Raw genomic sequence first — 25,536 nt, 5'->3', positions numbered from 1 at the left:
CATCCCCGGCATTAGACTCTTTGACGCTGCTCTGACAAGCGCTTCACGAGATGCACCGATGGCATCGTGGTGTCGATCCGCGCATTGGTAACATCGACAGAGAGATCGACTCCGGTAACCGAGCGGTAGGCGTGAAGGTATCCCTGGACTTGCGGGCGCCAGTATCGCGCCCAGTTCACCGCGCTCACCGGTTCGTAGATGCTGTTCCAGTTGCCATAGCGAACCCCGAGGACGATCTCCTCGCCGAAAATCGCCAGGTTGCGGAAATGCAGCACGCTGGTGTCGGTCCAGCCCTGCAGCTTCTTCATGGCATCGACCCGATCCATCCACGGCTCCGGGTAGGCGACCATGATCCGCGTCGGAATGAACTCGCGGAATTCCGGGCGCGCCAGGATCCACTGTAGCATCAGCATCTCGATGCGCGCGGTCGACGGCAGGTCGCCGAACTGGTTGTGCGCGCCCTGCGACAGGATTAAGTGCGCCTCCTTGAGCGCGTTGAGCACCGGGAATCCGTCGGCCACCATCGTGGTGTCGTCGTCCCGCTTGTAGAAGGCCGCAAGCGTACTCAGGAGCGTGTGGAACGCTTCCAGAAACTTCGACCGGCTGTCCGCCGTGCGCGCATTGTTGACCGCCTTGCCGGCCAGCCGCAGCCCATATTGGTGATCGTACTCGTAATTGCGGCGGACCACGCTCAGCCGATGCTGCTCATCCTGTATCCAACCCCAGATCAAGTTGTTCAACGGCCGCAGCGGATCGACCTCGAGATTGGCGAGCGGATCGTTTGGCAGCGGACCTCGCATGTTCTGGAACCGACGGGTGATTGCGTTGATCGTCTGGACCAGCATGCCCTCCTCGTTCCAGTACGACCAGATCAGCTCATGCAGGCACGGGCAGGTGAGTTTCTCCCGCAGGACGCCGTAACAGGCGGCTACAGGATCGCTGCCGGTACCATGGGGCGGCCATGTGCTCTTGTTGCGAAGCCGCAAGTCGCCGATATCCGAGTTCTTGAGTCTTTCATCCACGAGCTTGGCCCGTATCACCGCCAGGTACGGAAGAAACCCGTCCGGCTTGGTGTAGTCGGTGAGCAACGCCATAGGATCCGTTGTCAGATCGACGGCGACGTGATCCGCGATATACGACGCCTCGTCCGTCTCAAGGTCGTAGATACAGCAATTGGCCATCACGAATGCTTCGGTGGCCGCCTTGATGTTTCGATAGCCGTCGGTATCGGTGAACGGCAGGAAGCGTCTGCGGTCGAGCTGAGCCAGCTTCGAACTATAAGACGTCGTGAGAGCGCTGTCGTTTCTTCCATCGCCGCAAAATATCCAGTTCATGAAGTCCATGTAGCGATCGAACGAGAGGGCATCGGAAGCCCGGCGGATCATGGACGAAAGCGCGAGATCACTGGTTTGGGAGCTGGCGGAGCGCTTCAAGGAAATGGAAAGGTCGCCTTGCACAGACGTGATGGGCGGCGGCTTAACAGATGGCGCGAGGACTCCTGGACGAGACTGTAGACTGGTCAGAGCCGGAGCCGAACCGGTGGATGCAGCCCCGAGCAGGTACGCAAATTGCGGTGCTGTGGGAAGCACAGCAGCATAATACTCATGATCTTGGACGCTCGCTCCTGGCGGCGGAGGCGCAGGGCTGACTGTTGCGCCGCTCGCGAAAACGGCGACCGTCGTCACGGGGCTACCGGAGGGCCAGGTGACTCTGAACCACGTCGGTTTCCCGAAGTGCAGGTTGCAGAGACTACCTTCCGCGTAATCAGCTCGACAATGCGTCTCTGAGACGGCGACCTTGAACCCCGCCAGTTGCGGCACTTGCACCGTCGCTTCGATCGTGTCGTCTCCGCAGATGTGGAATGGAGTCGACGAGACTTCTTTTCCTCCTGCGAACGTTGCGCGCGCCTGGTAGGTTCCTGCTGGCAGGGGAGTGCTGTAACGTCCGTCACTATCTGTCGTCCCTTTGCTAATGCATTCTCCCTGGGGTGGTTTCTTGGAGACTCTGCTGGGGGATGGTCCGGTGGCATCGGCCGCCCCGTCGGCGATCTTGAAGATCTCAACATCCGCCTCGACCAGCGCGAAGGGAAAGGAGTCGACGGTGCCGAGCACGTAAATGATCACGTTTCCTTGTTTCTCGCTCATCTCATCCTCCTAGTGGATGGTCAGACTGTGGGATTGGTGTTGACGGGCGGCCGCACGCGATTGCCGCAAACGCCCGCTCATCAGGGCGCATTCGTAGCTGGTGTCGAGCACCGTCTTGAGCGCCCAGAATGTGAGCAGCTTGCCGATCAGCACACTCTCGTCTTCGGGCGAAAGACGGCCGTCGGCGCGCGCCTGTCCGAGCACTGCGAAGACCAGCGTCGGGCGTGCGCGATACATTTCAGCCGGCGCCTCGGACCATGCTGAGAACAATCGCGTGAGTTCGGTCGGAGCGCGGCTCGAAACCGTCAATACTTCCGGCAGTGTGCGGCCGCGGAGCTTGGCGGGACGGTGGCCCGCAAGCAGCGCGACGAATGCCGGCATGAGTGCTTCGAGGCGCTCGAATAGCGCCCCGCGTTCAGGATCGAGCCCCTTGCGAGGATAAAGCTCCTCCCAAAGCGCCGCGAGACGCGCCCATTGCGGATCCGGGTAGAGCGCCTGTCCCATCGCCGCGCTGAGCTTGACGCGCAGCCATGGCGAAGGGTGAGGATCGTTGAGATCGACGCGGAAGACGAACGCACGCGGCAGGCTGACGACGCCGATGAGTCCGAGTGTCGCGATGACGCCGACGCGCGCGACCGACCAGAAATCCGCGACGATCTCGGAAATCCAGCGCTCCCATACCGCCCACATGTCGCGATTGGCAGTGTCCGTGCGTTGCAATCCCTGCAGCGCGCCCCGAAGCGACGGTACGAGATCGAGCAGGGCGGCGCCCTGATGGCCCACCTCGTGGATAAGTGAAGCTGCAATCCCGCTCCCCACCATGCGCTCGCGGGGCACCTTGATGAGGGCAACCGGATTCCAGTAGCCCCCCGGAAGTCGCGTGCGAGCGCGCCGAATGGCTGCTCCCGGGCCGCGGTCGAGATAGCAGATGATCGGCGGCAACTCGTAGAATTGACCAGGCATGCTGAGAGCATCAGCGGCGACGATGTCGAGACCGGAGAGCCACGTTCCGTTGTCCTGTTCGCTCCTCTGCGTAATCGCGTCGCTGAACATGTCGAACTCGTTGAGCACAGCGTGAAACCGCAAGCGCAGAATCGCGAGACGGCGCTGTGCCTGTTCGGCCGTTGCAACCGATTTCGATCTTCCAAGCCAGGCGAGGAAGCCGCGGATGAGACGCCGCAGCTCTCGCCGCCCTTCGACCATGGCCTGCTCGATCGCCGATTGCGCATTTGGATAAAGGCTGGCTGCCGGAACCATCGGCTCGAGCAACGCGAAAGGCTTGATGCGATCGAGGCGAGTCATGAGCGCGCGAGCCTCTTCTTCGAGCAACCGGGCGGCGAGCGGAACGATGGTCATGACGCCTCACACCCCGAACAGCACGATCTGGTGGCCGCGACGCAGCCAGCGGCCCGACTTTGGTCGATGTCCCATAAGGGGCGCTGCCATACCCACGACACCGCCCGTGCCTGGACTCCAACCGACGAGGCCGGGAGCAAATTTGCGAGCGGCCGCAAGCGCTGCACTTTGTGCGGCAAGGCGTGGATCGGCGCCGGCCGCAGCAGCGGCGGCAGCCTGCCGGGCAGTGTTGGAGGCCAGGCGAACGAACTGCCGCGCGCCGGCGAATTCTAATTCCTCGCTCTCGCCGAATTCCTGCTCGAGTCCGATCGCCTTGCCCGCGGCGTTGGCCAGTCCGTTGCCGATCTTTGCACCGAGCGGTCCGCCGATGTAGCCGCCGAGCGCCGCTCCCGCCATCGGCAGGGCCTTCCTGGCAACGCTCTTGAGCACGCCCCCGATCGCCTGACCGATGGGCGACTTGGCAATCTGGCCTACCGTGCTCACGGCGCGCCTGATGAAACTTCCGAGAAACTGCTCGAGCTCCTGCTCGTTGTTCACGGCCAGAAGCTCGTGCGCGAGCTGGATCTCCTCTTGCTCGCTCATCTCGCCAGCCATCGCTCCTAACTCGAACTCCTGGAGCTCGAATTCCTCCTGCTGGAATGGACCCGCCTCTTGGCTGTATTCGAGCTGCGTGCGATCGATGTCGTGCATGGTGATCTCCTCAGTTGGCATCATACGAAGGTACGACGAACGGCCCGACGCAATCTGAAGCCGGGATAGTTCGGTTTGACTGTGCCGATCAGGCCTGGTGCGTAGCGGCGCGCGGCAGTCCGCTCGGCGAAGGCCGCGACGACAGCGGGGCTGTGCCCAGGACGCGCTCTAGCCGCAACGCGCGCAGCTTCCAGCGCAAACCGCACGAAGAGACGCGCGGTCTCGAATTCCTGATCCTCACCGCTCAAGCCCTCGAGTTCGGCGCCGAAGATGCGTTCGGCGCTTTCGGCCGCCAATTCGGCTTGACTGCCAGGCAGAATGATTTCGTGAGTGCTCAGTAGTCCCCGGATCGCCGACGCCTTGGGAACAAGACGTGTGCCAAGAGCGCGAGCAAGTTGATCGCGGATCGGATTTCCGGCTTTGATACTCCCATATCGGATCAGTCGATCTATCAGCACGCCAAGTTCGGTAGGATTGCCTGTGTCCAGAAATGCGCTCGCAAGCTCGAGCTCGGCAAATTCCGCTGATCCGACTGTAGGCCGGCGCTGGATAGCGCCGAAGAGCAGCGCTTCGCCTTCAGTGCCATAACCTTCTGGGTTGTAATCAATGAGCCGGCGGTTCATGCGCGCGCTCCAACTTGCCCATGGTCAGCTGGCGACCTATCTTTGTGGATAGTGGAGCAAGCGGCGTGCCAGATCGGAGTGAATGAAATACTGCGGCTTTCGGCAGTGAGAGGCGAAGCGAATTTCGCGCGCGGCAAGAAAGATCGTGTTTTGGCGAAACCGGATTCGCTTATGAAGCGTGCTCGGTGCGGGGTTCGATCCCTTGTGCGCCCACCATAGATTTCAATGGGTTACTCCCAGTGGCGCGTTCCCAGAATTCTGACTCACGGCACCCTGACAGCACAGACCCATCCGGTGCAGCGATTGTCACCGCAAGAAGTCTGAACTTGAAGAGTTGCTGCAGGAACTTGAAAATGGAGCCACGAGCGTCAGATCGGCGCTTGCATTCCTCGAGCGTCGGGCTCGTCATTCAACGAACGGCAACTAGGCATCACTCTTAATTCGCTTGAAGGCTTTATCCCTATCAAGAAATGCCTCGAGGATGAACGGTATCAAGTCGGCCACCTCCTCCCTGTTGCCGTAGGTTTCCGCATAGAAGTTGGCATACTCTCGTAGCCTCTGCGCGAGGCCCGGCGTGAAAATAACGCTCATCTTTACCGGCGTCCGATCAGGAAGTTTTGCAAGCTTCATCCCTCACCTCCCCTTCGCCGCTGCCTGAAGGTCCGAGTACGGCTTCAGCACCAAATCCTTCGAAACAATCACCCTCAACGGCCAGCCCGGTCGGACTGTGATCGTTGGCTGCACATCGAGCTCGCGCTCCACCAGTCGCTGACCGGCGCGATTGGTCGTCTGCTGCGCACTTTCCCGCAGCGCCTTCACGAGATCGCTCTCGTCATTGCTGAGCGACAGCTGCGTCCCGACACCGATCAAAGTCGCGAGCGCCACCCCCTTCAGCAATTGCCAGGTATGAAAGTCCACCTCATCTTCGAGCCCGGCATAGCCCGCGACATCCGTGGCCGGTAAGCTCTCGATCACAATCGAATTGCCGTTCGGCAGAATGAGACGTGCCCACACGACCAGCGCCCTCTTCTGGCCGAAGGCGACGACGCTATCGTACTTGCCCACGAGCCTAGTTCCCTGGGTGATGATCCTGGGCACGCAGTGGTACATCCTGTTCAACGTGATCGCGGGCGCGAGCGCCTTTCCGACCGATCTGCGCGAAGCCGCCGGCAGCTTCCATCTCCGGGGATGGCGATGGTGGTTCAAGGTGATACTGCCCGGCGTCTTTCCTTATTACATCACCGGCGCGATCACGGCGTCCGGCGGCTCCTGGAATGCGTCGATCGTCGCGGAGGTCGCAAGCTGGGGCGACACGCATCTGAAGGCCACCGGGCTCGGCGCCTATATTGCTTCCGCAACGGAAGCCGGCGATTTCCCGCGCGTCGTGCTCGGAATTGCCACGATGTGTATTCTGGTGACGTTGTTCAATCGACTGATCTGGCGGCCGCTCTACGCGTTCGGCGAGCGGCGTCTGCGCCTTGGCTAACGAGACTTGAGTAGAGGAGAGCCTATGATGCTCGACCAAACTGCCACATTGATCGATATCCGCTGCGTCTGCCGCTCCTTTCCAAAGGGTAGCGGCGATGAATTGCTGGTGCTTGAGAACGTCGACCTAACGATCCGGCCAGGAGAGATTGTTGGACTGCTCGGCCGCTCCGGGTCCGGCAAATCGACACTTCTACGGATCATCGCCGGACTGGTCAGCCCTTCGTCAGGCGAGGCAACGTGCCGCGACCAAACCATCATTGGTCCACCGAACGGCGTTGCCATGGTGTTTCAATCATTCGCACTGTTTCCCTGGCTGACGGTTCTGCAAAATGTCGAGCTTGGACTGGAAGCGCTAGGCGCCGATGCCGCCGAACGCCGCAAGCGTGCTCTGGCGGCGATCGACCTGATCGGCCTCGACGGCTTCGAGTCGGCCTTCCCGAAAGAACTGTCGGGAGGCATGCGCCAACGCGTGGGCTTTGCTCGCGCTCTTGTTGTGCACCCCGACTTGTTGTTGATGGACGAACCCTTTTCGGCACTCGACATCCTCACCGCCGAGACGCTGCGGACCGATCTGATCGATCTCTGGATCGAGGGTCGACTACCCATCAAGTCGATCCTGATGGTGACGCACAATATCGAGGAGGCAGTCCTGATGTGCGATCGCATCCTGATATTTTCATCCAATCCAGGGCGTGTCGCCGCCGAGATCAAAGTCGACCTGCCTCATCCACGCAACCGGCTTGATCCGCATTTCCGCCAGCTTGTCGACAGCATCTATGCCCGCATGACCCAGCGCGCCGAGCCGAAGGCATCTTCGATCGAAGGCATTCCCGGGACCGGTATCGGCATGACTCTGCATCACGTCTCATCCAACGTGCTGTCCGGCCTGATCGAGACGCTGGCGGGACCGCCCTATCACGGACACGCCGACCTGCCCGTGCTCGCAAGCCAGCTCCAGCTCGAAACAGACGAAATCCTGCATCTCGGCGAATCTCTTCAGCTTCTGCGGTTGGCCCAACTCAGCGAAGGGGACTTGATGCTGACGGAAGCAGGCAAGCGTTTCGCTCATCTCGAGACCGACGCACGCAAAAGGTTGTTCGCCGAACATCTCGTCGCATACGTTCCGGTGATGGGATTGATCCGCCGCGTGCTCGACGAACGTCCCTCGCACACTGCGCCCGTGGCGCGGTTCCGCAACGAGCTCGAAGACTATATGTCCGAGGATTATGCGGACGAAACGCTCAAGACGGTGGTGTCCTGGGGCCGTTATGCCGAGCTGTTCGCCTATAACGAGCAGTCCGAGACTTTTAGCCTTGAAAATCCGGGCTAATAAGCTGCTGGGGTCGATCTCGGCGCGCGGGTGTTCGAAGCCAGCAAAGCGCCGCTGGGCGCATCTCGATCAACGGAAAGGCGGGCCTTGCCGCCAAGCTGCCGCAACAGCATCCGGAGAGTCTCGAGCGCCTCAAGCGCGGATCGATGGTCTGACGATGTGCGGCTATCGGATATTGAGTCGAAATTCGTCTGTCAGGCTTGCGGCAGAAGAGGCGCCGATGTCCGACCAGACTTCGATTGGAATACGCCGACAGTGCCAGCTATGGGGTACCGATGAAACCCGCCACCGAACGATCCTTCGCCAACCCGGAAGTCGCGACTCGCAAGCTGGTAGAACTCGCGACGTCTATTGAAGCGGTCGAGGACGGCCGCATCCACATTGAGAAGATAAACGCGCCCTTCCTTTACACGCTAAAAGCCAGTGGCTCGGAGTTTGGGGCCGGCATCAAGTATGCAGTTGAATGCGGCTGGCTCGAGCTGCATGAGAGCGGGACCTATGTCCGGCTGATCGGCACCAGCGCAAAAGCGGCCCCAGCAAAAGACTAAATTGCCGGGGCCGTTTGAAGGTACCTTGGCGGTAATGGGGTCGCCAGGTGGCCATGAGCATAGGAAAAAACGGCAATCAAATCTGTCTGCTTTTGCACAAAGCGTTATAGTTCCAGATCGGGAACGGAACCGATCACCATGAAAGACATGCAGCCTCAGTTGGAAAAGCTGCGCACGGATGCTGCCGAGTGCGCCTTGATTCGTGATCTGGCAACTGAGCCCAGGAAGCGAGAACTGTTCACCAAGCTGGCCGAGCATCTGACAATCCTGGCCGATGAGGTTGAACGCGCCATTGGTGCCGCGGGACATGATCTGAAGCGGAAGGAATGACCGAACGAGGCTGGGGTCGGCGTTTCAAGGATCCGGTCACGATCGGCAATCAGGTACTGGTGACGCTGCTCGACGCCGGCGAGTACATCGCCACGCTGCCGAAGAAAGAGCACGCCGTACCGGAGTGGCAAGCGGCGATGGAAGCCTTGATCGTGGTGGCGGAAGGTGGCGGCCCGACGATGTTTGCCCGCATCGGGGTCATGCGGGCATTGAACCGCCACTATGTCCCGGAGCTTAGCCCGAAGGGCAAAGAGCCTCATTGGGGCCGGCGAAAGCTGACGAGGGATCAATAAGAGGTCGTCTCAGTTGGCGGCCTCAAAGCTTGAACAACAAGATTGCCACTAGAACGACGGGGAAAAGCCCGACCAAGCAAATGAAAAACCGAAACGCCCATTCCTCACGCATCACCTTAGCGTAGCTGGGGCTTTCTTCCTTGGCATGCAGTCTGTGCCACCGGCCGCCAGGTGGCAGCTCGAACCCTCGTGAAATCGGAAAAGCCGCAGCGTGGTTCCAGCCCCCACTGCGGCATTCCCGGAATAACGAAAAAACTTGGTGCTCAAATCGCGCCGGTGTTCCTTCAGTAGAACACCCCGTTCCAAAAATGGAGTCCGGACAACTACCGGACTCCGGTTTTCTACGCATTGTCACTTGGAGGGCCAACATGGCACGCCATGGCAATTCCAGCCCCAATGCTCCCGGCTGCCGATCCAATTGCGGATTAGAGCGCCGGGAGTGCTAGGCCCGCCAGCGCTCGAAAGCTTCGCAGGAAACTCAACTGAGGCCGCCAGCTGAGGCTGCCTACGTCACGCTTGCGGTGGCGAACCATCTCCCAGAGATTGCCACGAGTAGACCGCCTAAAACGGTTCGAGGGTGACGGCGGGACAAAAGACCGACCGCGGCAACTCGGCCATTTTAAGCTTGTTTCGCAAATACTTAATTATTTATTTCCCTGGTATTTAAAATGTGCTGTAGCAATATTCGGGGAATCCTCGTCGTTTACGATTTGTCGCCCACTGAGACATTCGCGTCCTGACGACCTCTCAGCGTTCGTCGCGCAAGACCAGTTGGATCATGCAACGGAATTCGGTTTTTCAAAAACGCAACTTCTATCGGCTCAAGCTTCAGCGACCTACAGAAAATTCGGGACCGCCCTCGGTTCCGTTGCCGGTCACGATCATTTCCGGAATTTGCATGATCGCGATGATCGGCGGATTTGCGCTGCAGATTGCCGGCATCGACACTGGCCGTCCGATGGACCTCGGTGCAGATGGCTCCCTTCGCAGCCAAATCGTGCTGAGCTTGTGCTATTTGGTTGCGATTCTTCTCCTGATCTCGTCCAATTTCTGGACAACCGTTCGTCATAGCTGGCCTGTATTTATCCTCCCTCTGCTGGGCTTCCTATCAATGTTGTGGTCGCCAGACCCGCTGTTGACTCTGCGAAAGAGCGTTGCCCTGTCCGGGACCGTACTTTTTGGAATTGCCATTTGCTCAAAGTTTGGAACGGTGGGCTCGCTGCGTTTATTCCTCTGGACGCTGTCCTCTATTATCGTTGCAAGCTTTGTCTGGGTCTTTGTTTTTCCTTATCAGGGTGTCCATCAGGCCACAGATGTTTTTCCTTTTGAGGCGGTCCACGCGGGTTCCTGGCGCGGGGTGATTGGCCATCGGACCGCCTTGGGGCAGCTGGCCGCGCTGTCGTTCGTACTCGTGCTCTTTTATGGTCGCGTTGCCTTCACAAGTTATGCAGTTCGCGTTGCCATCATCACTATCAGTCTGGTGTGCCTGTACGGAGCCAACTCCGGTGCCGCCTACGCCGTAGCGGGTTTCATGCCCGTCCTGCTGGCCACGCTGATGCTCGTGGGTCGATGCTCATTTCAAATACGAATAGCCGCATTGCCGTTCCTGACGCTTGCGCTTCTGATGATCGCATTATTCGGCGGCGATCTTGCAACGCTCACACTTAATGCTCTTGGAAAGGAGCCCGATTTGACGGGCCGCGTTCCGCTGTGGGGCTACCTGATTGGGCTAGCCGACCAGCGCCCGCTCCTTGGCTACGGTCTCGCAGCAGGTTTTACCAAGATAATATCACCTCAGATCGAAGGAATAGGATACGGTCAGTTCCTCAACGCGCATAATGGCTTTATGGAGATACTAATTTCGTTCGGGTATGTTGGTCTCGCATTATGCTTGGTCCTGCTCGCCTGGCAATTTTGGATTGCGGCGCGACTTCTGATATCTGGGGATGAAGAGAAGTCGCACATCAACGCGTTTCCGTTGGCGATTTTCATTTATATGATTGGGGCCAACGTTGTAGAGTCGGCGTTTCTAGCGCCAAATAGCTGGTATGCGGTCTTGCCGGCGATGGCGATGGTGACCGCGAGCTCCGAGCTTTCCGCATTGAGACGCTTGGGCGCGCGTTCTAGATCGCTCAACAGTCCCCCCGGACTGCCCAAGCGCCAGTACAGGCGAGAGCCTAAACGACGATTGGGAGTTAGCTCCAACCGCGCCTAGCCGACCGCGCCGGCTCCAATCAACTCCTAACGCCCGGAAGGTCCGCCGAGATTGTCCAGCGGCCGTTAGAAATCAAATTTGTCTACGCCGAAATGTTCTCCGCTGGCCGCAAGATATCAAAGCGGAGGGAGGTCAGACATCCACGGAGTCGTCGATAACCTAAGATTGGGCATTCCGTTGAACGCTTGTCACTTTCGAGAACTACGGACGATGGCGATGGCCACAGCTCTTGCCATCTGCTGCTCGGGCCTTCCCTCTCACGCGTCAATGCAGAAACCGCAACTGAGCGATGGCCCTGCCTTCTCCGATAACCACAAGACCCTGGTCTGCTTAAACACATTTCAGCCGTTCGGATACGGCTTGTCGATCGGCCCCCCAGGATCGGCTGCTTACGACGAGGATCCCTTTCGAAACGGCGGCTCCGACCAAGCAGTCATGCCAAAATCGCGGCTCGCTTTGATCAACTCGTCTGGCTTTGACTGCCTCAGAATGGTGATAGACGTTGGCGCGTTGATGTCGGCTCGCTCCGAAAACTTACTTGGTGCATTAGTTGCGCAGATAATGATCGGCATTTCCCGGAGAGTAGACAGTGGACTGAGGGTCATAGTGGATATTCATCCCTTCCCTCGAGGAGCTCACCCGGTCTCCGGCTTCGCGGATGTCGATCTGCTGGATGGCGAGACCGGGGAAAAGTTTCAGCGCTTGATCCACGTCGTCAGCAAGCTTGCCATTTCCATCGGGGCGCGCTTTCCGCCAGCTCTGGTTGCTATCGAGCTTTTCAACGAACCCCCGTCACCCACTTCATTCAACGGTCAGCGCCCCTGGAACGAGCAAATCGAATTCTACTGGAAGCAGATCCGCCTGATCCTGCCAACTCACACATTGATCGTGGCCGGAACCGGCTTCGCGGAGCTCGACGGATCGGTCAGCGGGGACTCGTCAGCGGGTGTTGTCAATTTAAGACCCGACCGCTTTGACGCGAATACCGGCTATGCGATCCACCCTTACGAGTCCGCCACCTTCACGCATCAAGGGTATGCTGGATTCTTCTCTCATGTCGGCGGCCTTGAGTTTCCTGCTGCAATGGACAGAGATGGTAAGCTCGCCGCAGAAAATACCTTTCGAAGAAACGTGGCGGCAGATCCAAATCTGACCCACTCGGCAAAATCGCAACTAATCTACGACTTTCTGTATCGAACGGTTCACAGCTACAGCTTCGAAAAGTACAGGACAACCTTTGGCAATGCGGAGTTGTTGCTGAAGCGAATGAATGTCGTAAACACCTGGGCCGACCTTCATCACTTGTCACGCAAGCAAATCATGAATACGGAGTTTGGCGTAAATCGCGACCAAGCTGGTTGCGTCGGAAAGGCTCCCTCGAAAAGCGCCTTCAATTTCGTCCGGGCGATACGGGACAACTCATTTGCAAGCGGTATAGGACTGATCACTATCCATCAGATGCAAGGCGATTGTTTTGCGATCTCCTCTGCAGCTCCTCCGTTCGCATTTGAGGCGGATATGCTGGAGGCCCTGAGGCTGCCCGGAAGGTAGGTTCTCGAAGAGCACTTTCACTTTAAGCGACCGAAGCCATGACTCGATCAAACGGCGCCTGAGGGCGAGCCCACCTATCCCTATCGGGCCCAACGCGTGATCGCGCGACTCAGGGACTGCAGGGACGACGGCATGGTCAGACTGAGACTCGTGACCTCATCCTTACGCAGTGGGCGTACAACAAACACCGTCAAAAAGAAGAGACCTGTAGCCAGCACGGCCAAGGTTAGGTTTCCGAAGTCTGGTCGGGCGTAGCGAGCAAGCAAAGCAAATAGAACGGAGCCGCCTGCCGCTGTTCCGACCTGGAGCGAGCGAACGGGGTCTATTGCCCGCCATGTCTCGACGCGTCGATGGGCAAGCATGATGATTCCGATACGGATTGCACTTTCTGTGAGCGGAATGAACAGGACTGCGAGAAGGCCCCAACGATCTGCAGTCAAGTAGAGAGCTGCGACCCCCAGCAGCGATACCGGCCAGAGCGCCAGGAAGACGGTGTGCTTAAGCTGAACGCTCGTAACAATCTCGCATATCCGGTAAATGGTCTGAAACAAGAGGATCAACATGACCAACGGGAGCAAGTAGTAGTACGGAGCATACTCCGGCCGTGATACAAGCGCGATGATCTCTCGTCCCGCGAGGCCAGTAAGAATTGAGAAAGCCAAAAAGCAGACCAACTCAAGCTTGAACACCAGCGAAAGCGAGGAAAACACTCGCGCAGGCGCCATCGTGAACCTGGCGAACAAGGGCTCCAGACTTGGGAGGATCATCAGACCGGGAAACGCCCTTTGAATCGAAACGCAAAGCCCTTGCACAAACGAAAATGCGGAAAACGTAACAATATCGAGCCCGCCTTTGGCAAATATCCTGACAACCGAGGGACTGGTAATCAACCAGCCAATGTTGGACGCGTAGATTGATGCGGCGAAAAGCGGAGCATCCTTCGCGCTCAGGCGGGGCAGTCGCTGCTCGTTGGTCGCGATCAGAAGACTTGAGATATGCGGCCTGAGCCGGATCAATTTTAAGAGTATGATGATCACCGCAACAAACGTCGTCACAGCCGATATTGCGATCACTGTAGCACCGCTGATTTCATGACCGGAAAGTGCAAGAAGGAGTACGCACGCGCTTCGCAAAAGGACATCGATCGTTCCCGATATCGCGGTCGTCGCGTGCACGATCCAGCTTTGCGCCAACATCTCCAAATCGGTCGTCACCGCATAGCCCGCATACCAAACAGCGAACGCGCAGATCGTAAGTATCCCTTCGCCCATCAGCAACGTGTCTCGCGCGAACGTCGCGAGCAGACCAATTGCACCCAGCGCCACCAGGATAGATCCCCCCCTTACGAGAGCCACCCTCTTCAACAGAGCCGCGAGGCCTTGATAGTCACCATCCGCTGTAAGCGATGGAACATAACGCAGCAACGTACGATCAATGCCGAACGAAAGTAGCCGCTCCATCGTCAAAAGGATTGCAAGGAAGATCGCATAGGTCGCGTAGCCGCTCGGCGGTAGCGTTTTCACCACAAGGATCTGAAAGAAGAATCCCAGGAACAGATTGATGAACTTGAACGCGTAGTGGATCTGGAACGCGCGATGAATATTGATGTGCTTATGTGGTCCTTCGGTATTCACGGCCTGTCGAATCCGCACAGAGACTCCCGATCGAGGTCACAGGCATCGCGAACGTTCACGTCGATCGCCACCTTCGACCTTTCACTCTCCGTCGTGAGCGACAGAGCGCGCACTCTGGCTCCATCTGGAATGCTTACTCCGCCGAAAACCACTGCATAGCAACCAAACTCGACGCCGTTTCCCACTGAAGGGACCGCACTTGAGCTCTCGCCCTTGTTTCCCAACGTCACTCCGTGCCGCAAAATGCAATCGTCGCCGATCCGAACGTCAGGGTGAATGCATATGCAAAAGGGATGAAATATCCGCAAGCCCCAACCAATCCGTGTTCGCGCCAAGATATCGATCTTGAAGAAGAAGCAAACCGTTTTGTAAATACAGTTGGACAGAGCGTAGAGGACACGCGTCTTGTCAAACTCAAAGAAAAAATTAGTCAGACGAAAGCCGGCAATAAACACCTTTACTCGGATCGATCTATTTCTCCGCAGCTCCCTTCGCAAATTAACAAGGAACATTTTTTCCCTCATTATCGCGACAACCGTAGCGTTTCGACCGTGAGCGGCTTGAGGGGAGAGATTCTAGGCCTGAAGAGCCCGAAGAGCATGCCTATCGTGAAAACATGCCAGCCAATAACCATATAGGTTCCATTCGAAAAGGATTTTTTCCAAACTGTTAGGGCCACGATGATGGCGGCAACTCCAAGAAGAGCCAAGGCGGCAAACGCTGCTCCGTAGGACGTGAACAAAGCAAGCAACGCGAAGGCAGACCAGTATCCAAGCACAGCGACCCAGAGCTTAAATTCGCGAAGCGATCGTATCACACGCGCGAAGTAGCCAGCGTTGATCGATGCACGCAGCATTTCGCCTGGTGCGAAAATGTATCCCATCTTCACACGGTGAAAGAGCAAGCGATATGTGCTACTAGTATGACCAAAGTGCTTGGCGGCCGGGACATTCAACCGCACAAGTTTCCAACCGCTAGACCGAAGTCGCGCTCCAAGGTCGAACTCCTCGTACCCGTGTAGATTTCGATCCGTTAAGTAGCCGAGTTCATCGATCGCGCTCCGTCGATAGAGCCCCCCGCCTGCAAGGCGATCAACCTCACCTAATGGATTCAAGTGAGAAAGATTCCGTGCGCGGTTCTTGAATTCGATATTCTCCGTCGACATTTCGTCGATCCTGCCCCCTACCCCAGCCACGTCGGGATGGTCGTTGAGGAAGGCTAGAGCAGTCTTTATAAACTCCTTGTCCAGAACCATATCTCCATCCATGAGACAGAGAAAGTCGCCTTTGGCGTGTGCATAACCGATCTGCGGACCTGCTCCACAACATCGCTCACTGGCGTTCGCGATCCTGAAAATCGAGATTGGATAAGGGAGGGCGCACTCAAGCGTCTTGTCTACAGAAGCGCTATCTACGAGCACCACCTCGCCTTCCGGGCTCGGAAGCGCCGCCAAGGCGCTCTCGATTGCCGAAGCGATATGCACTTCCTCATTGTAGGCTTTAATAATAATACTGACGCGGGTCACGAGAAACTCACCTGATTCAGCGTATCGGAGAACTACGAAGCGTTCGCGGCTTTCAAAATGCAAGAAGCCACAGACTGCGTCGAACGCGGTTGCGGTGTGCCGCCAATTTAACGTTTGATTACGAAATGGCGAGTCCCGGAGCGTCGGGATGCTTAATAGGCGTTTCGCGCGCTCGCAACCTCAATGCACGTCCTCAACAGGATCTTCAGATCCAACAACAGGCTCCAGTTGTTGATATACCAGAGATCGAGCTCCACCCGGCGCTGCATTTGTTCGACTTGACGTGTCTCGCCCCGGAATCCGTTCACTTGGGCCCAGCCAGTGATGCCCGGCTTGACGTGATGGCGAAATGCGTAGTCCGACATTATTTCCCCATACTGGATGTCATGCACCAATGCATGCGGTCGCGGACCAACCAGCGACATATCACCCTTCAGGACGTTAAAGAGTTGCGGAAGCTCATCGACGCTCAAGCGGCGCAAGTGACGACCTACTCGTGTTACTCTCCGATCGAAGCGCGTCGCTTGGACAACCTTGTCAGCGTCTTCGGTTACGGTCATAGTACGGAATTTTAGAATCCTGAACTGCTTGGCGTTGAAGCCGTTTCGTCGCTGACGGAACAGGACCGGTCCCGCGGAATCCAACTTGATTGCAATCGCGGCAATGAGAATCGGCGGCCAGAGTAGAAGGAGGAGCACCAAGGCACCAACGACGTCAAACACACGTTTCAAAAGATGCTCGACGCGGGAGAGCGGACCGCGCTTGATTTCGATCGCAAAATTTGGCTGCCAAGCAAATGTGAGATTCCGCGTCAGACCCCGAACAATCCGATCCGGTAGCAATTGAACTGGAAGTGGCGAAGCCCGCATGCTTTCGCGTATGAGTTCCAGCCTCCGCGACTCACTCCAGGAAACTGCCAATACGATCGCTTCGGCCCCTTCTTGCCTTGCGCTATCCATAGCTAGATTGAGCACGCTCAGTTCGCTGCGGGTCAGCTGCATGGTCGACAGGCTTGGGCTTGGAAGAGTTAAGCGGTCGATTTCGCTCAGGCCGAAATCTCCCAATAACTGCTCGCCGTCCAACGCCGCCAACTCATCCCGCGATCCAACGAGGACGGCTCGACGACCAGCCAGCAGTCCTTCGGAAACGACAACTTTAATGGCGCGCGTGACGGCCCACCGCGCGACCAGCAATAACGTGGCTGTCAGAGCGACAAAAGTGACAATCGAACCACGCGAAAAGATCGCGCCAACCTTGAGCAGGAAAGCCAGCAGGGCCAGTAAAAGACCAACGACAAGCCAACGATTGATGATTTTCCGGTAAACGGCATGTGACGAGACAATGGAGCCGAATTGGTAGAATCCCGCCGCGTGCGCCATCCACAAGTAAAGGATCGCGGCGACGCTTCCCGACAGCGCAAAGGCATCAAAATTACTAACAACCAGGCCTGAAAACGCTTGATAGATAGAGCAACCTAGAATGCTCGACACGATAATGACGAGAAAATCGACCCCGGCGCAAAAGTACCCAGCCATCGCGTGAGGAAATCGGAGCCGTGACTCCTTCCTTGCCGAGCCGACGCTGTCACGAGAGAGGATCGCCTCGCTCGACGCCAACTCGCCGCTACTGTTTGGCATGAAATCACTCAAAAATATGTGGTTCGAAAATTCGCCCGTTAAACAAGCGTGCTTTGAGCATATTTTTGATTGACTGTTAAATTAACTTTCGATTAATTCTGATTTAATTTTGAACGCGACATGCCGCAGCGCGCCCTTTACGTCGACTTCTACCTCAAATGGATGTTGGCGCCGCTTCTCCGTTAGGGTTGTAATTGCGACAACTGAGCCAGCGCGGCTTGCCGCATTCGATTGCGACTGCGGAATGGTGGACTTCCGCGTTCCAAGGAGCCGGGCATCAATTCCGCGCTGAGACTTGCGGCCATGGCACCAGATGGAGATATTAATCGAGGCCAACCTTAGCGGCCTCGAGACTTGCCGTCCGCTCAGGTCTTGAGCTCCACGACACGATGGTAGCCCAAAGCCTAGCATTTCCTGGTGTTTGCATGCGGGCGAACCGATAAGGCGTCTTCGACCAAACTCGGATTTCGGCGGTTAGGTTATCGAGAACGAGGTCTGCCGACGCCGTCCGCACCACCAGAACAAGGTGATGCTCGCCTGAGGAAGTAATCACCTCGCTCAAAAGCAAGGCGCGCGCCGGCCAACCTCGCGCCAGTAGCTCATGCCGCTTAGTCACCGCATAGTCGTTACAGTCGCCAGTTCGGGGGCCAACGATCCAGGTTTCAGTTGCAAGGCCGCCGAGGTTGGCCGTTGGCACAATCGTGCCATTTACAGTGTTGTTGACTTGGACGACATCGGACCATCGCGACGAAGTCAGCTTAACGGGCCCGCCGCGAAAGATCAGTCTTCGAACTGTGCATTCTGCAGGGTAATCCATGCAGAACCTCACATGAGCCATCGGCGCCAACGCCGGCACGCTGAGCTGAATTCGTTCCAATTGCGCCCGCAAGCCGCGCGACATATTGGAAATTCCCGCATTTGCTCCATCGGAGATTGCGGCGGATAGCAGCGCAATCATCACCGCGGTAATTTTTGGAATCTCACGCATGTCGAATTGCTCCCCCGCATTACCGAGAGCATCATGCGCATGGGCAATTTGAGAATTGGCCCTACTTTGTCGAAGCTTTTTACTCAACTGTCGCGAACTTTATTAACCAACCGCCTCGCCTGCTACACCCGCGCTTGCGATGGCTACGGCGAATGTCGCTCCGCATGCAGCGAGCCGACACCGAGAGGAAGATGCCTTGTGCAGCGCGCGGCTGGCGAAAGGTGCTTGACCGAGGCTGAACACTTCAAGCTGCCGCAGTTTCCAGCGGCACCCTTCCTTAAATACCGGCAGCATTTAATTTGAGGCGGCGCCGCTGAGGGCGCATTGAAATTCGCCGTTGAGAATTAAGTATTTTGGTCGATTTGACGCAAAATAGAACTATACCCCGCTATGTTGATCTACGGACATGAGGTTGCGAAGAAATTACGAGGAGATGAATGCTCTCGGGAACTACACCCAAGGCCTCGAAACAACGTGTTGCGTTGATTAGCGGCATTACTGGACAGGATGGAGCCTATCTGGCCGACTACCTTCTAGGCCTCGGCTACACCGTGCACGGCATCAAGCGGCGGTCGTCCTCGTTCAATACCGCGCGGATCGATCACCTCTACAAGGATCCGCACCACGGCAACGTGCCGTTCTTGCTGCACTATGGTGACATGACGGATTCGACCAACCTGATCCGGCTCATGCAGCAGGTCAGGCCGACCGAGATCTACAACCTCGCGGCCCAGAGCCATGTCAGCGTCAGTTTCGAAAGTCCAGAATACACGGCAAATGCCGACGGGATCGGGGTTTTGCGTATGCTGGAAGCGATTCGGATTCTCGGCATGGAGAAGGAAACGCGATTCTATCAGGCATCGACCTCAGAGCTTTACGGCCTGGTACAGGAAGTGCCGCAAAGGGAAACGACGCCGTTCTATCCCCGATCGCCCTATGGTGTCGCCAAGCTATATGGCTATTGGATCACGGTGAACTACCGAGAGGCGTACGGCATGTATGCTGCGAACGGCGTCCTGTTCAACCACGAGAGCCCGATACGCGGCGAGACCTTCGTAACGCGCAAGATCACGACCGGCGTGGCTCGTATCGAGGTCGGCCTCGAAGGCACGCTCTATCTCGGCAACCTCGAGGCCAAGCGCGACCGGGGCCATGCGCGCGATTACGTCGAAGGCATGCACCGGATACTGCAGGCAGACGCGCCTGACGACTTCGTGTTGGCGACCGGAGAGACGCGCTCGGTTCGCGAATTCGTTGAACTGGCCTTTGCGGAGGTCGGCCGTGCAATCGAATGGCGCGGCAGAGGCGTCGAAGAAACTGGTGTAGACCGAACTTCGGGCAAGACTGTCGTGCGGATCGACCCCAGGTATTTTCGCCCGACAGAAGTCGACCTCTTGATCGGAGACGCAAGCAAGGCGCGCGAAAAGCTGGGATGGCAACCAAAGATCCCGTTCGCTCAGCTGGTGAAGGAGATGATGGCAAGCGATCTAGCGATCGCCAAGCGGGAGGTCGCCAATGGCAGACATCCCGTTTGAGCTCCAGGGCCGGCGCGTCTTCGTCGCCGGCCACCGTGGGATGGTCGGATCTGCGCTAGTGCGCCGGCTGGCGCGCGAAAATGTGGAACTGCTGACCCTGCCCCGCAGCGAGGTCGACCTGCGCGATCAGACCGCGGTAAATGCCTGGTTCGCCCGCAAACGCCCGCACGTAGTGTTTCTAGCGGCAGCGAAAGTCGGCGGTATCGCTGCCAACGACAAGCTGCGCGCGGAATTCCTTTACGACAATCTGGCGATCGCAGCCAACGTGATACACGCGGCCCACGTCGGTGGGGCCGACAAGCTGATGTTCCTCGGCTCGTCGTGCATCTATCCCCGGCTGGCGCCGCAGCCGTTGCGCGAGGACTCGATACTGACCGGTCCGCTTGAGCACACCAACGAGCCTTATGCGATTGCCAAGATCGCTGGCATCAAGATGGTCGAGGCCTACCGTAGCCAGTACGGCGCCGATTTCATCAACGTGATGCCAACCAATCTCTATGGCGTCGGCGACAATTATCATCCCGAATACAGCCACGTGGTGGCCGCTCTAATCCGCCGCTTCCATGAGGCGAAGGTCTCCGGTGCCAAGAACGTTGTGGTCTGGGGGACGGGCACACCGCGCCGGGAATTCCTTTGTGTCGAAGATCTTGCGGACGCCTGCATTCACCTCATGAAGACCTACTCCGGCGATGAGCCGGTCAATATCGGCACCGGCGAGGACATCACCATCTCTGACTTCGCCCGCCTGGTCGCCACCGTGGTCGGCTATACAGGCGGGATCAGCTTCGACCCATCAAAGCCCGACGGCACGCCACGCAAACTGCTCGATATTGAAAAGATCACCAAACTCGGCTGGCGCGCTGTCACTCCGCTTGCTGAGGGTATCGCGCTCGCCTACCGGGCGCATCTCGATCGGTAACGACGAACGCATATATTCTCAAGTCGGCGAAAAGAGGTACGACCAATTTCGTCGTGCAAGCCAACGACGAGGTTAAAGCGGAATTCTATTGACGTCGCATCAGGGGGAGATCGGCACGTTTGCATTGATGTCGCAGACTCGAGTTTCAGCGCGGATATTATTCCTTGTCGTAGCTCTAGCACCCCTGCCCTTCGGGTCGATGGATGCTTGGGTCGAGGCGCTTTGGTGTATCGTTCTCGGCGTCGCCGCAATTGCAGCCTCCCCCGACCGCCTCCGGCGCCATCACGTCCCCATCTTTTTCGTCCTCGGGATCGTTGTTGTTGCCTACGCGGTGGTTCTGCATGAACAACTTGCAATATCCCCCTGGTTTGGTGCTTCGCGTCCCTCGCCCTTGTGGACGCGAACCAGCGAGTTGCTGGGTGTTCCGTTGGCTTCCACGGTATCTATTGCACGCCATCAACCGATCTATGCACTTGGAGCTCCCTTTATCGTTATTCTCACCATCATCTGCGGCATCATCGTCGGGAGCGACCGAAGCTTGGCGACCCAACTACTCAAAGTTGTTGCTTGGTCCGGAGCTACGTACGCGATATTCGGCCTTGCGTCGTTCCTGATTGATCCGACAAGGGTGCTGTGGGTCGAGAAAGAGGCTCATCTCAGTTACTTGACTGCTACGTTCACCAACCGGAACACTGCAGCCGTGTATTTCGGCAGCTGCTCGATTGTATGGCTTCTATTTACGTCCGAAAGCATTCGTACTTTCGCTAAACACAACGGGCTCGCTTGGGGGCAGGTCTTTTCTCGGATTCTCTCGGAGGCACCTCGCGACGTCCTGCTACCGTTCTTCATGTTGTCACTTTGCGTAACAGCGATGTTCATGACGGGCTCCAGGGCTGGGATTGTTTTCTCCCTCGCCGGCCTCGTCCTCGCGCTGCTCCTGTACTTCTATCGAGATCTACCGGGGCGGTCCGGAGCCCTCATTGCCTTCGCTATCAGCCTCAGTGTGGTGATCGCCCTCTTCCAGATCTTGGGGGCCAGCGTAAGCGGACGATTCAGTGCCGAAGGACTTTCTGATGCGATGCGGCTCGATACCTACCGGTCAACCGTAGCGAGTATCGCGGATCATCCCTGGCTGGGTACCGGCATTGGAACCTTTCCTTCGATGTTTCCTGCTTATCGGTCCCTGCACGGATCGATGTGGGGGACGTGGGACCGCGCTCACAACACGCTGCTGGAGCTTGCCTCTGAAGGAGGTCTCCCGCTTACGATGACGATCGTTGCAGCCTGGGGTTTGGCGCTCGCTGTCCTGATCAGAGGGATAAAGGTGCGCAGGCGAGATCGTATCGTTCCCATTGCCGCATTGGCGATTTCAGCGGTCGCCTTGGCTCATTCCCTGGTGGATTTCTCGATCCAGGTACCCGGATTTGCAATCACGGTATTTGGGCTTCTCGGCGTGGGACTGAGCCAATCCTTCTCGAGCGGCAATCGGGTTCAATGAGCCCCGCGCTCCCGGCCCAGCACCTATCTGGCAGGATTTACGATATTTAAACTTCAACCGCCCGCCGAGCGATCGGGCGCGCGGACCAATTGTGTCTGCCTCCCCACCGTGATATTGACTTTTAATTAAACTTTTTCGTAAGTTAATGGGAGATTTAACATGCCATTTGATTTTTGTCGCAAATGTGCATTTGCCGCCACTGGCTGGATCCTGTTACTGGCTGCCGTGGGGCTCTCCACGCATGGAGCTACGGCACAGCCGTCCCTGACCTCGGCCGATTTTCAGAGCAATCCCGGAAGCGTACTCGAGCGAAACAAGGATGGAGGCGCCATCCTGCTGACATTAATTCGAAATCTCGCGGTCGACGATCCGGCGACGCTAGCATCGATTTTAAATCTGCTGTCGACCGCCAACAAGGATCAAAAATTGGCGATCGGTGGCGGGCTCGCTCAAGCAGCCAAGATCGTTATCGTCTCTAATCCAACCTACGCCAACGAAATTCAACAGGCGATAATCCGGACAAAGGATCAGGACGTCGTTCTCGCTTTTGCAGCCACATCCGGAGATCAGCCGACTGGCGAAACGGGTGCGGGTGGCGGCGCGGGCGACACCGGCGCCGGATCGGGTGGCGGATCTGGCGGGCAGACCGGCTCCACGAGCTCTAGGTTCGGGACGCCGTCTGCGCCATCGATCGGACAAGGTGGTGTGACGATCGGAAACTTCTCAATCTCATCGGCCGCATCCAGCGCGTCAGCCCCCAGTTCAAACACGACAAATAGGATATCGAACAGTGTAAGCCCCTAGCCCCGCACTGACTCCCGATAGCCAGCATTCCTCGATTAAGCGCTACGCTCGTCGAATATTCGGCGACGAGATTTCCCATTGGAACGCCGGCGCGCCTTGACGCAACACGTCGATCATCCGAAAGTCCCCATGCTATATTCTGAAAAATCACGGGTCGATTTTGAGTTGCCGCGACCGCCCGAATCGGCGGCAGAAGGCCTCAATCGCCTTGTTGGATTCTTGCAACGCCAGTACTTGATCATATTGATCACAGCGCTCTCGATCCTTGCTCTCGGCCTCGTGTACGTGGTGACTGCGCCCCCTCGTTTCACAGCCCAGACCACCCTGATCATAGACACCCGCAAGGTTCAGCTCTTTCAACAGCAGTCCATTCTGGGAGACATCCCGATCGACTCGGCGTCAGTGGAGAGCCAAATAGAAATATTGAAGTCGGAAAAGGTAGCTCTCTCCGTAATTAAAACACTTCATTTGATCGAGGATCCGGAATTTTCCGGATCACGATCCGGACTTTTTTCCTCGGCTTTTGGTTTGGTGTCCGCCGTGCTCGGCTCAAGGGACACCGCCTCAAACTTTGAGCTTACGCGGTCGGCGATCCGGACCTTTCAGTCTCAACTCACCATTAAGCGGATTGGCCTGTCATATGTGATTGAGATCAGCTTCAAGTCGCTGAGTCGCGATCGCGCTGCGGAGATCGCCAACGCCGTAGCCGAAGCCTATATCGTCGACCAGTTGGAGGCGAAGGACCAAGCAACCCGACGGGCAAGTGCCTGGCTGCAGGACCGCATCGGTGAACTACGAAATCAGGCAACCTTGGCGGAGCGTGCGGTTGTCGACTTCAAGGCAAAGAACAACATCGTAAACACCGGTGGCTCCGGCGGGCGGCTCGTCACAGAGCAACAGGTATCCGAACTCAACAGTCAGGTCGTGGTCGCGCGGGCGCAAACCTCGGAAGCCAAGGCCCGGCTTGATCGGATCGAAGCGGTATTGCGAGCCGACTCTCCCAATTCAACGGTCAACTCAACGGTAGCAGACGCCCTCAAGAGCGAAGTGGTGACAAAGCTGCGTTCGCAGTACCTGGACATCGCAAATCGCGAAGCGGATTGGGCACGCCGGTACGGAACGGGTCACGAGGCAGCCGTCAACCTTCGAAGTCAAATGGCTGAGATTCAGAACTCAATTCTCAACGAACTTCAGCGCCTCGCCGAAACCTACAAAAGTGACTTTGAAATCGCCAAGCAACGCGAGGTCGGCGTTCAACGTGAGTTGGAGAATGCGGTCAGCCAATCGAAGGCGACGAACCAGGCCCAGGTGTCATTGAAAGAGCTAGAGAGCGCTTCCCAAACCTACCGAACTCTCTATGACAACTTTCTGCAGCGCTACATGGAATCAATTCAGCAGCAATCCTTTCCAATCAGTGAAGCGCGCGTAATCTCTCAGGCAGCACCTCCGACGCAGAAAAGCGATCCAAAGCCAGCGCTAGCGCTCGGTCTCTCCGGAATCGGAGGACTGATTCTAGGACTTGGCCTGGCGATCTTGCGCGATCTTTCGGATCGGGTGTTCCGAACCGCCGAACAAGTCGAGGCGGAACTCAACGCCACATGTATTTCACTCGTTCCAAAGATCAGCGCCGGAAAGACCCCTCGCGATACTTTGGATAATCGGGTGGGAACAAGCGATCGCGCCAACCGAACAATCACGAGAAATCGAGGCTTGATTTGGACCGCTTCGAACAATCCATTCTCGCAGTTCTCGGAAGCGGTCCGCGCAATTAAGCTGGCTATTGATGTAAGTTGGGATGCGAAATCCTCCAAAGTTATCGGAATAACCTCGGCGATTCCTAACGAAGGCAAATCGACGTTGTCGGCGTCGCTCGCACAGCTCATCGCCCAAACCGGAGCAAAGGTCTTATTGGTTGACTGCGATTTGCGAAACAGTGCGCTCTCCAACCGCATCGCTCCGGCAGCCGAATTTGGGATCATCGATGGGATAATGGGCAGAAAGCCGCTTTCCGAGCTTCTGTGGCGGGATTCGAAGACGAATATGTCTTTTCTGCCGGGCGCTGTCAGCTGGGACAATGAAGTGCATCCCAATGAGCTTCTGAATTCGAGTGAAGCCAGGCAATTCTTCGACGTCCTCCGCAAGAACTACGATTACGTTGTGGTCGATCTTTCGCCGCTTGCGCCGATCGTCGATATACGTGCGACCACACAACTCATGGATGCCTATGTTCTTGCGATTAAGTGGGCGCATACGAAATTTGATGTCGTCACCCAAGCGCTCAGGTCGGCGCCTACGATTCAAGATAACATGCTCGGAGTAGTGTTGACGCAGGCTGACGCTAAAGTGCTGCAACTCTATTCGGGATACGGGAATGTCTATTACGGCGAGAGGCCGGCCTCGTCAGTTTCCACTGCACGATAAAGATTTG

General features: G+C 57.2%; 21 protein-coding genes and 1 pseudogene. 12 read left to right on the top strand and 10 right to left on the bottom strand.

Going from position 1 to position 25,536, the window contains the following annotated elements; all coding sequences use genetic code 11:
- Positions 1 to 11: 11 nt before the first annotated feature.
- From AB7245_RS18115 to AB7245_RS18090, 6 genes are all read right to left on the bottom strand, one after another.
- Positions 12 to 2,144: a carboxypeptidase-like regulatory domain-containing protein gene (locus AB7245_RS18115; RefSeq protein ID WP_354248178.1), complete on the bottom strand. Its 2,133-nt coding sequence runs from the start codon at positions 2,142 to 2,144 to the stop codon at positions 12 to 14.
- A 9-nt stretch (positions 2,145 to 2,153) separates the two neighbouring features.
- Complete coding sequence (locus AB7245_RS18110; protein ID WP_354248176.1) at positions 2,154 to 3,500, bottom strand: hypothetical protein; 1,347 nt, start codon at positions 3,498 to 3,500, stop codon at positions 2,154 to 2,156.
- A 6-nt stretch (positions 3,501 to 3,506) separates the two neighbouring features.
- Positions 3,507 to 4,190 carry a hypothetical protein gene (locus AB7245_RS18105; RefSeq protein WP_028159854.1) on the bottom strand — a complete coding sequence of 228 codons (684 nt, stop codon included), beginning with the start codon at positions 4,188 to 4,190 and terminating at the stop codon, positions 3,507 to 3,509.
- 20 nt (positions 4,191 to 4,210) lie between these two features.
- Positions 4,211 to 4,813, bottom strand: coding sequence for a hypothetical protein (locus AB7245_RS18100; RefSeq protein ID WP_439034539.1), 603 nt, complete (start codon positions 4,811 to 4,813; stop codon positions 4,211 to 4,213).
- 423 nt (positions 4,814 to 5,236) lie between these two features.
- Positions 5,237 to 5,443 (bottom strand): DUF2274 domain-containing protein, encoded by a 207-nt coding sequence (locus AB7245_RS18095; RefSeq protein ID WP_028159856.1) that lies wholly within the window; start codon positions 5,441 to 5,443, stop codon positions 5,237 to 5,239.
- Between the two features lie 3 nt (positions 5,444 to 5,446).
- A complete protein-coding gene (locus tag AB7245_RS18090) occupies positions 5,447 to 5,878 on the bottom strand; it encodes a TrbI/VirB10 family protein (protein ID WP_439034538.1) in 432 nt (143 codons plus the stop codon).
- Positions 5,879 to 5,894: 16 nt separating this feature from the next.
- Here AB7245_RS18090 and AB7245_RS18085 point away from each other — a divergent pair.
- The 7 genes and pseudogenes from AB7245_RS18085 to AB7245_RS18055 all read left to right on the top strand — a co-directional run.
- Positions 5,895 to 6,299, top strand: a pseudogene (locus tag AB7245_RS18085) (ABC transporter permease subunit); the annotation flags it as partial.
- A gap of 27 nt (positions 6,300 to 6,326) precedes the next feature.
- Positions 6,327 to 7,631 carry an ABC transporter ATP-binding protein gene (locus AB7245_RS18080; RefSeq protein ID WP_439034537.1) on the top strand — a complete coding sequence of 435 codons (1,305 nt, stop codon included), beginning with the start codon at positions 6,327 to 6,329 and terminating at the stop codon, positions 7,629 to 7,631.
- A gap of 275 nt (positions 7,632 to 7,906) precedes the next feature.
- Positions 7,907 to 8,179: a hypothetical protein gene (locus tag AB7245_RS18075; RefSeq protein ID WP_354237445.1), complete on the top strand. Its 273-nt coding sequence runs from the start codon at positions 7,907 to 7,909 to the stop codon at positions 8,177 to 8,179.
- A gap of 138 nt (positions 8,180 to 8,317) precedes the next feature.
- Positions 8,318 to 8,509, top strand: coding sequence for a hypothetical protein (locus tag AB7245_RS18070; RefSeq protein ID WP_354113039.1), 192 nt, complete (start codon positions 8,318 to 8,320; stop codon positions 8,507 to 8,509).
- On the top strand, positions 8,506 to 8,802 hold the full coding sequence (locus AB7245_RS18065) for a hypothetical protein (protein WP_439034536.1): 297 nt from the start codon (positions 8,506 to 8,508) through the stop codon (positions 8,800 to 8,802). The genes AB7245_RS18070 and AB7245_RS18065 overlap by 4 nt, the downstream gene beginning before the upstream one ends.
- A gap of 898 nt (positions 8,803 to 9,700) precedes the next feature.
- Positions 9,701 to 11,017, top strand: coding sequence for an O-antigen ligase family protein (locus AB7245_RS18060; RefSeq protein ID WP_354237447.1), 1,317 nt, complete (start codon positions 9,701 to 9,703; stop codon positions 11,015 to 11,017).
- 216 nt (positions 11,018 to 11,233) lie between these two features.
- Entirely contained in the window at positions 11,234 to 12,568 is a 1,335-nt protein-coding gene (locus tag AB7245_RS18055) for a cellulase family glycosylhydrolase (RefSeq protein WP_439034535.1), read from the top strand.
- Between the two features lie 80 nt (positions 12,569 to 12,648).
- On the opposite strand, the gene AB7245_RS18050 is transcribed toward AB7245_RS18055, so the two are convergent.
- From AB7245_RS18050 to AB7245_RS18035, 4 genes are all read right to left on the bottom strand, one after another.
- On the bottom strand, positions 12,649 to 14,202 hold the full coding sequence (locus tag AB7245_RS18050; protein WP_439034534.1) for a hypothetical protein: 1,554 nt from the start codon (positions 14,200 to 14,202) through the stop codon (positions 12,649 to 12,651).
- Positions 14,203 to 14,725: 523 nt separating this feature from the next.
- Positions 14,726 to 15,727, bottom strand: a complete 1,002-nt coding sequence (locus tag AB7245_RS18045) for a glycosyltransferase family 2 protein (RefSeq protein ID WP_354237449.1) — start codon at positions 15,725 to 15,727, stop codon at positions 14,726 to 14,728.
- A gap of 152 nt (positions 15,728 to 15,879) precedes the next feature.
- Entirely contained in the window at positions 15,880 to 17,364 is a 1,485-nt protein-coding gene (locus AB7245_RS18040) for an undecaprenyl-phosphate glucose phosphotransferase (RefSeq protein ID WP_354237450.1), read from the bottom strand.
- A 322-nt stretch (positions 17,365 to 17,686) separates the two neighbouring features.
- The gene (locus tag AB7245_RS18035; RefSeq protein ID WP_439034533.1) at positions 17,687 to 18,352 is read right to left on the bottom strand and encodes a transglutaminase-like cysteine peptidase; all 666 of its coding nucleotides are present in this window, start codon (positions 18,350 to 18,352) and stop codon (positions 17,687 to 17,689) included.
- A 437-nt stretch (positions 18,353 to 18,789) separates the two neighbouring features.
- On the opposite strand from AB7245_RS18035, the gene gmd reads away from it, so the two are divergent.
- From gmd to AB7245_RS18010, 5 genes are all read left to right on the top strand, one after another.
- Positions 18,790 to 19,887 carry a GDP-mannose 4,6-dehydratase gene (gene gmd, locus AB7245_RS18030; RefSeq protein WP_439034532.1) on the top strand — a complete coding sequence of 366 codons (1,098 nt, stop codon included), beginning with the start codon at positions 18,790 to 18,792 and terminating at the stop codon, positions 19,885 to 19,887.
- Positions 19,868 to 20,806 (top strand): GDP-L-fucose synthase family protein, encoded by a 939-nt coding sequence (locus AB7245_RS18025; protein ID WP_354237452.1) that lies wholly within the window; start codon positions 19,868 to 19,870, stop codon positions 20,804 to 20,806. Before gmd ends, AB7245_RS18025 begins: the two co-directional genes overlap by 20 nt.
- 88 nt (positions 20,807 to 20,894) lie before the next feature.
- On the top strand, positions 20,895 to 22,304 hold the full coding sequence (locus AB7245_RS18020) for an O-antigen ligase family protein (protein ID WP_439034531.1): 1,410 nt from the start codon (positions 20,895 to 20,897) through the stop codon (positions 22,302 to 22,304).
- Positions 22,305 to 22,463: 159 nt separating this feature from the next.
- Entirely contained in the window at positions 22,464 to 23,108 is a 645-nt protein-coding gene (locus AB7245_RS18015) for a hypothetical protein (protein WP_354237454.1), read from the top strand.
- Positions 23,109 to 23,186: 78 nt separating this feature from the next.
- Positions 23,187 to 25,529 carry an AAA family ATPase gene (locus tag AB7245_RS18010; protein ID WP_439034530.1) on the top strand — a complete coding sequence of 781 codons (2,343 nt, stop codon included), beginning with the start codon at positions 23,187 to 23,189 and terminating at the stop codon, positions 25,527 to 25,529.
- Positions 25,530 to 25,536 lie beyond the last annotated feature (7 nt).

The sequence above is a fragment of the Bradyrhizobium sp. 604_D8_N2_3 genome (assembly GCF_051810765.1).
Classification (GTDB): domain Bacteria; phylum Pseudomonadota; class Alphaproteobacteria; order Rhizobiales; family Xanthobacteraceae; genus Bradyrhizobium; species Bradyrhizobium barranii.
The sequence above is the reverse complement of the archived record's forward strand: the minus strand, read 5'-3'. Positions and strand labels throughout refer to the sequence as shown.

Coding starts and splice junctions, on each gene's coding strand:
- AB7245_RS18080 (WP_439034537.1), top strand. CDS start 6,327: ATGCTCGACCAAACTGCCACATTGATCGATATCCGCTGCGTCTGCCGC.
- AB7245_RS18105 (WP_028159854.1), bottom strand. CDS start 4,190: ATGCACGACATCGATCGCACGCAGCTCGAATACAGCCAAGAGGCGGGT.
- gmd (WP_439034532.1), top strand. CDS start 18,790: ATGCTCTCGGGAACTACACCCAAGGCCTCGAAACAACGTGTTGCGTTG.
- AB7245_RS18060 (WP_354237447.1), top strand. CDS start 9,701: ATGATCGCGATGATCGGCGGATTTGCGCTGCAGATTGCCGGCATCGAC.
- AB7245_RS18100 (WP_439034539.1), bottom strand. CDS start 4,813: ATGAACCGCCGGCTCATTGATTACAACCCAGAAGGTTATGGCACTGAA.
- AB7245_RS18110 (WP_354248176.1), bottom strand. CDS start 3,500: ATGACCATCGTTCCGCTCGCCGCCCGGTTGCTCGAAGAAGAGGCTCGC.
- AB7245_RS18025 (WP_354237452.1), top strand. CDS start 19,868: ATGGCAGACATCCCGTTTGAGCTCCAGGGCCGGCGCGTCTTCGTCGCC.
- AB7245_RS18035 (WP_439034533.1), bottom strand. CDS start 18,352: ATGCGTGAGATTCCAAAAATTACCGCGGTGATGATTGCGCTGCTATCC.
- AB7245_RS18095 (WP_028159856.1), bottom strand. CDS start 5,443: ATGAAGCTTGCAAAACTTCCTGATCGGACGCCGGTAAAGATGAGCGTT.
- AB7245_RS18070 (WP_354113039.1), top strand. CDS start 8,318: ATGAAAGACATGCAGCCTCAGTTGGAAAAGCTGCGCACGGATGCTGCC.
- AB7245_RS18065 (WP_439034536.1), top strand. CDS start 8,506: ATGACCGAACGAGGCTGGGGTCGGCGTTTCAAGGATCCGGTCACGATC.
- AB7245_RS18115 (WP_354248178.1), bottom strand. CDS start 2,144: ATGAGCGAGAAACAAGGAAACGTGATCATTTACGTGCTCGGCACCGTC.
- AB7245_RS18015 (WP_354237454.1), top strand. CDS start 22,464: ATGCCATTTGATTTTTGTCGCAAATGTGCATTTGCCGCCACTGGCTGG.
- AB7245_RS18075 (WP_354237445.1), top strand. CDS start 7,907: ATGAAACCCGCCACCGAACGATCCTTCGCCAACCCGGAAGTCGCGACT.
- AB7245_RS18040 (WP_354237450.1), bottom strand. CDS start 17,364: ATGCCAAACAGTAGCGGCGAGTTGGCGTCGAGCGAGGCGATCCTCTCT.
- AB7245_RS18055 (WP_439034535.1), top strand. CDS start 11,234: ATGGCCACAGCTCTTGCCATCTGCTGCTCGGGCCTTCCCTCTCACGCG.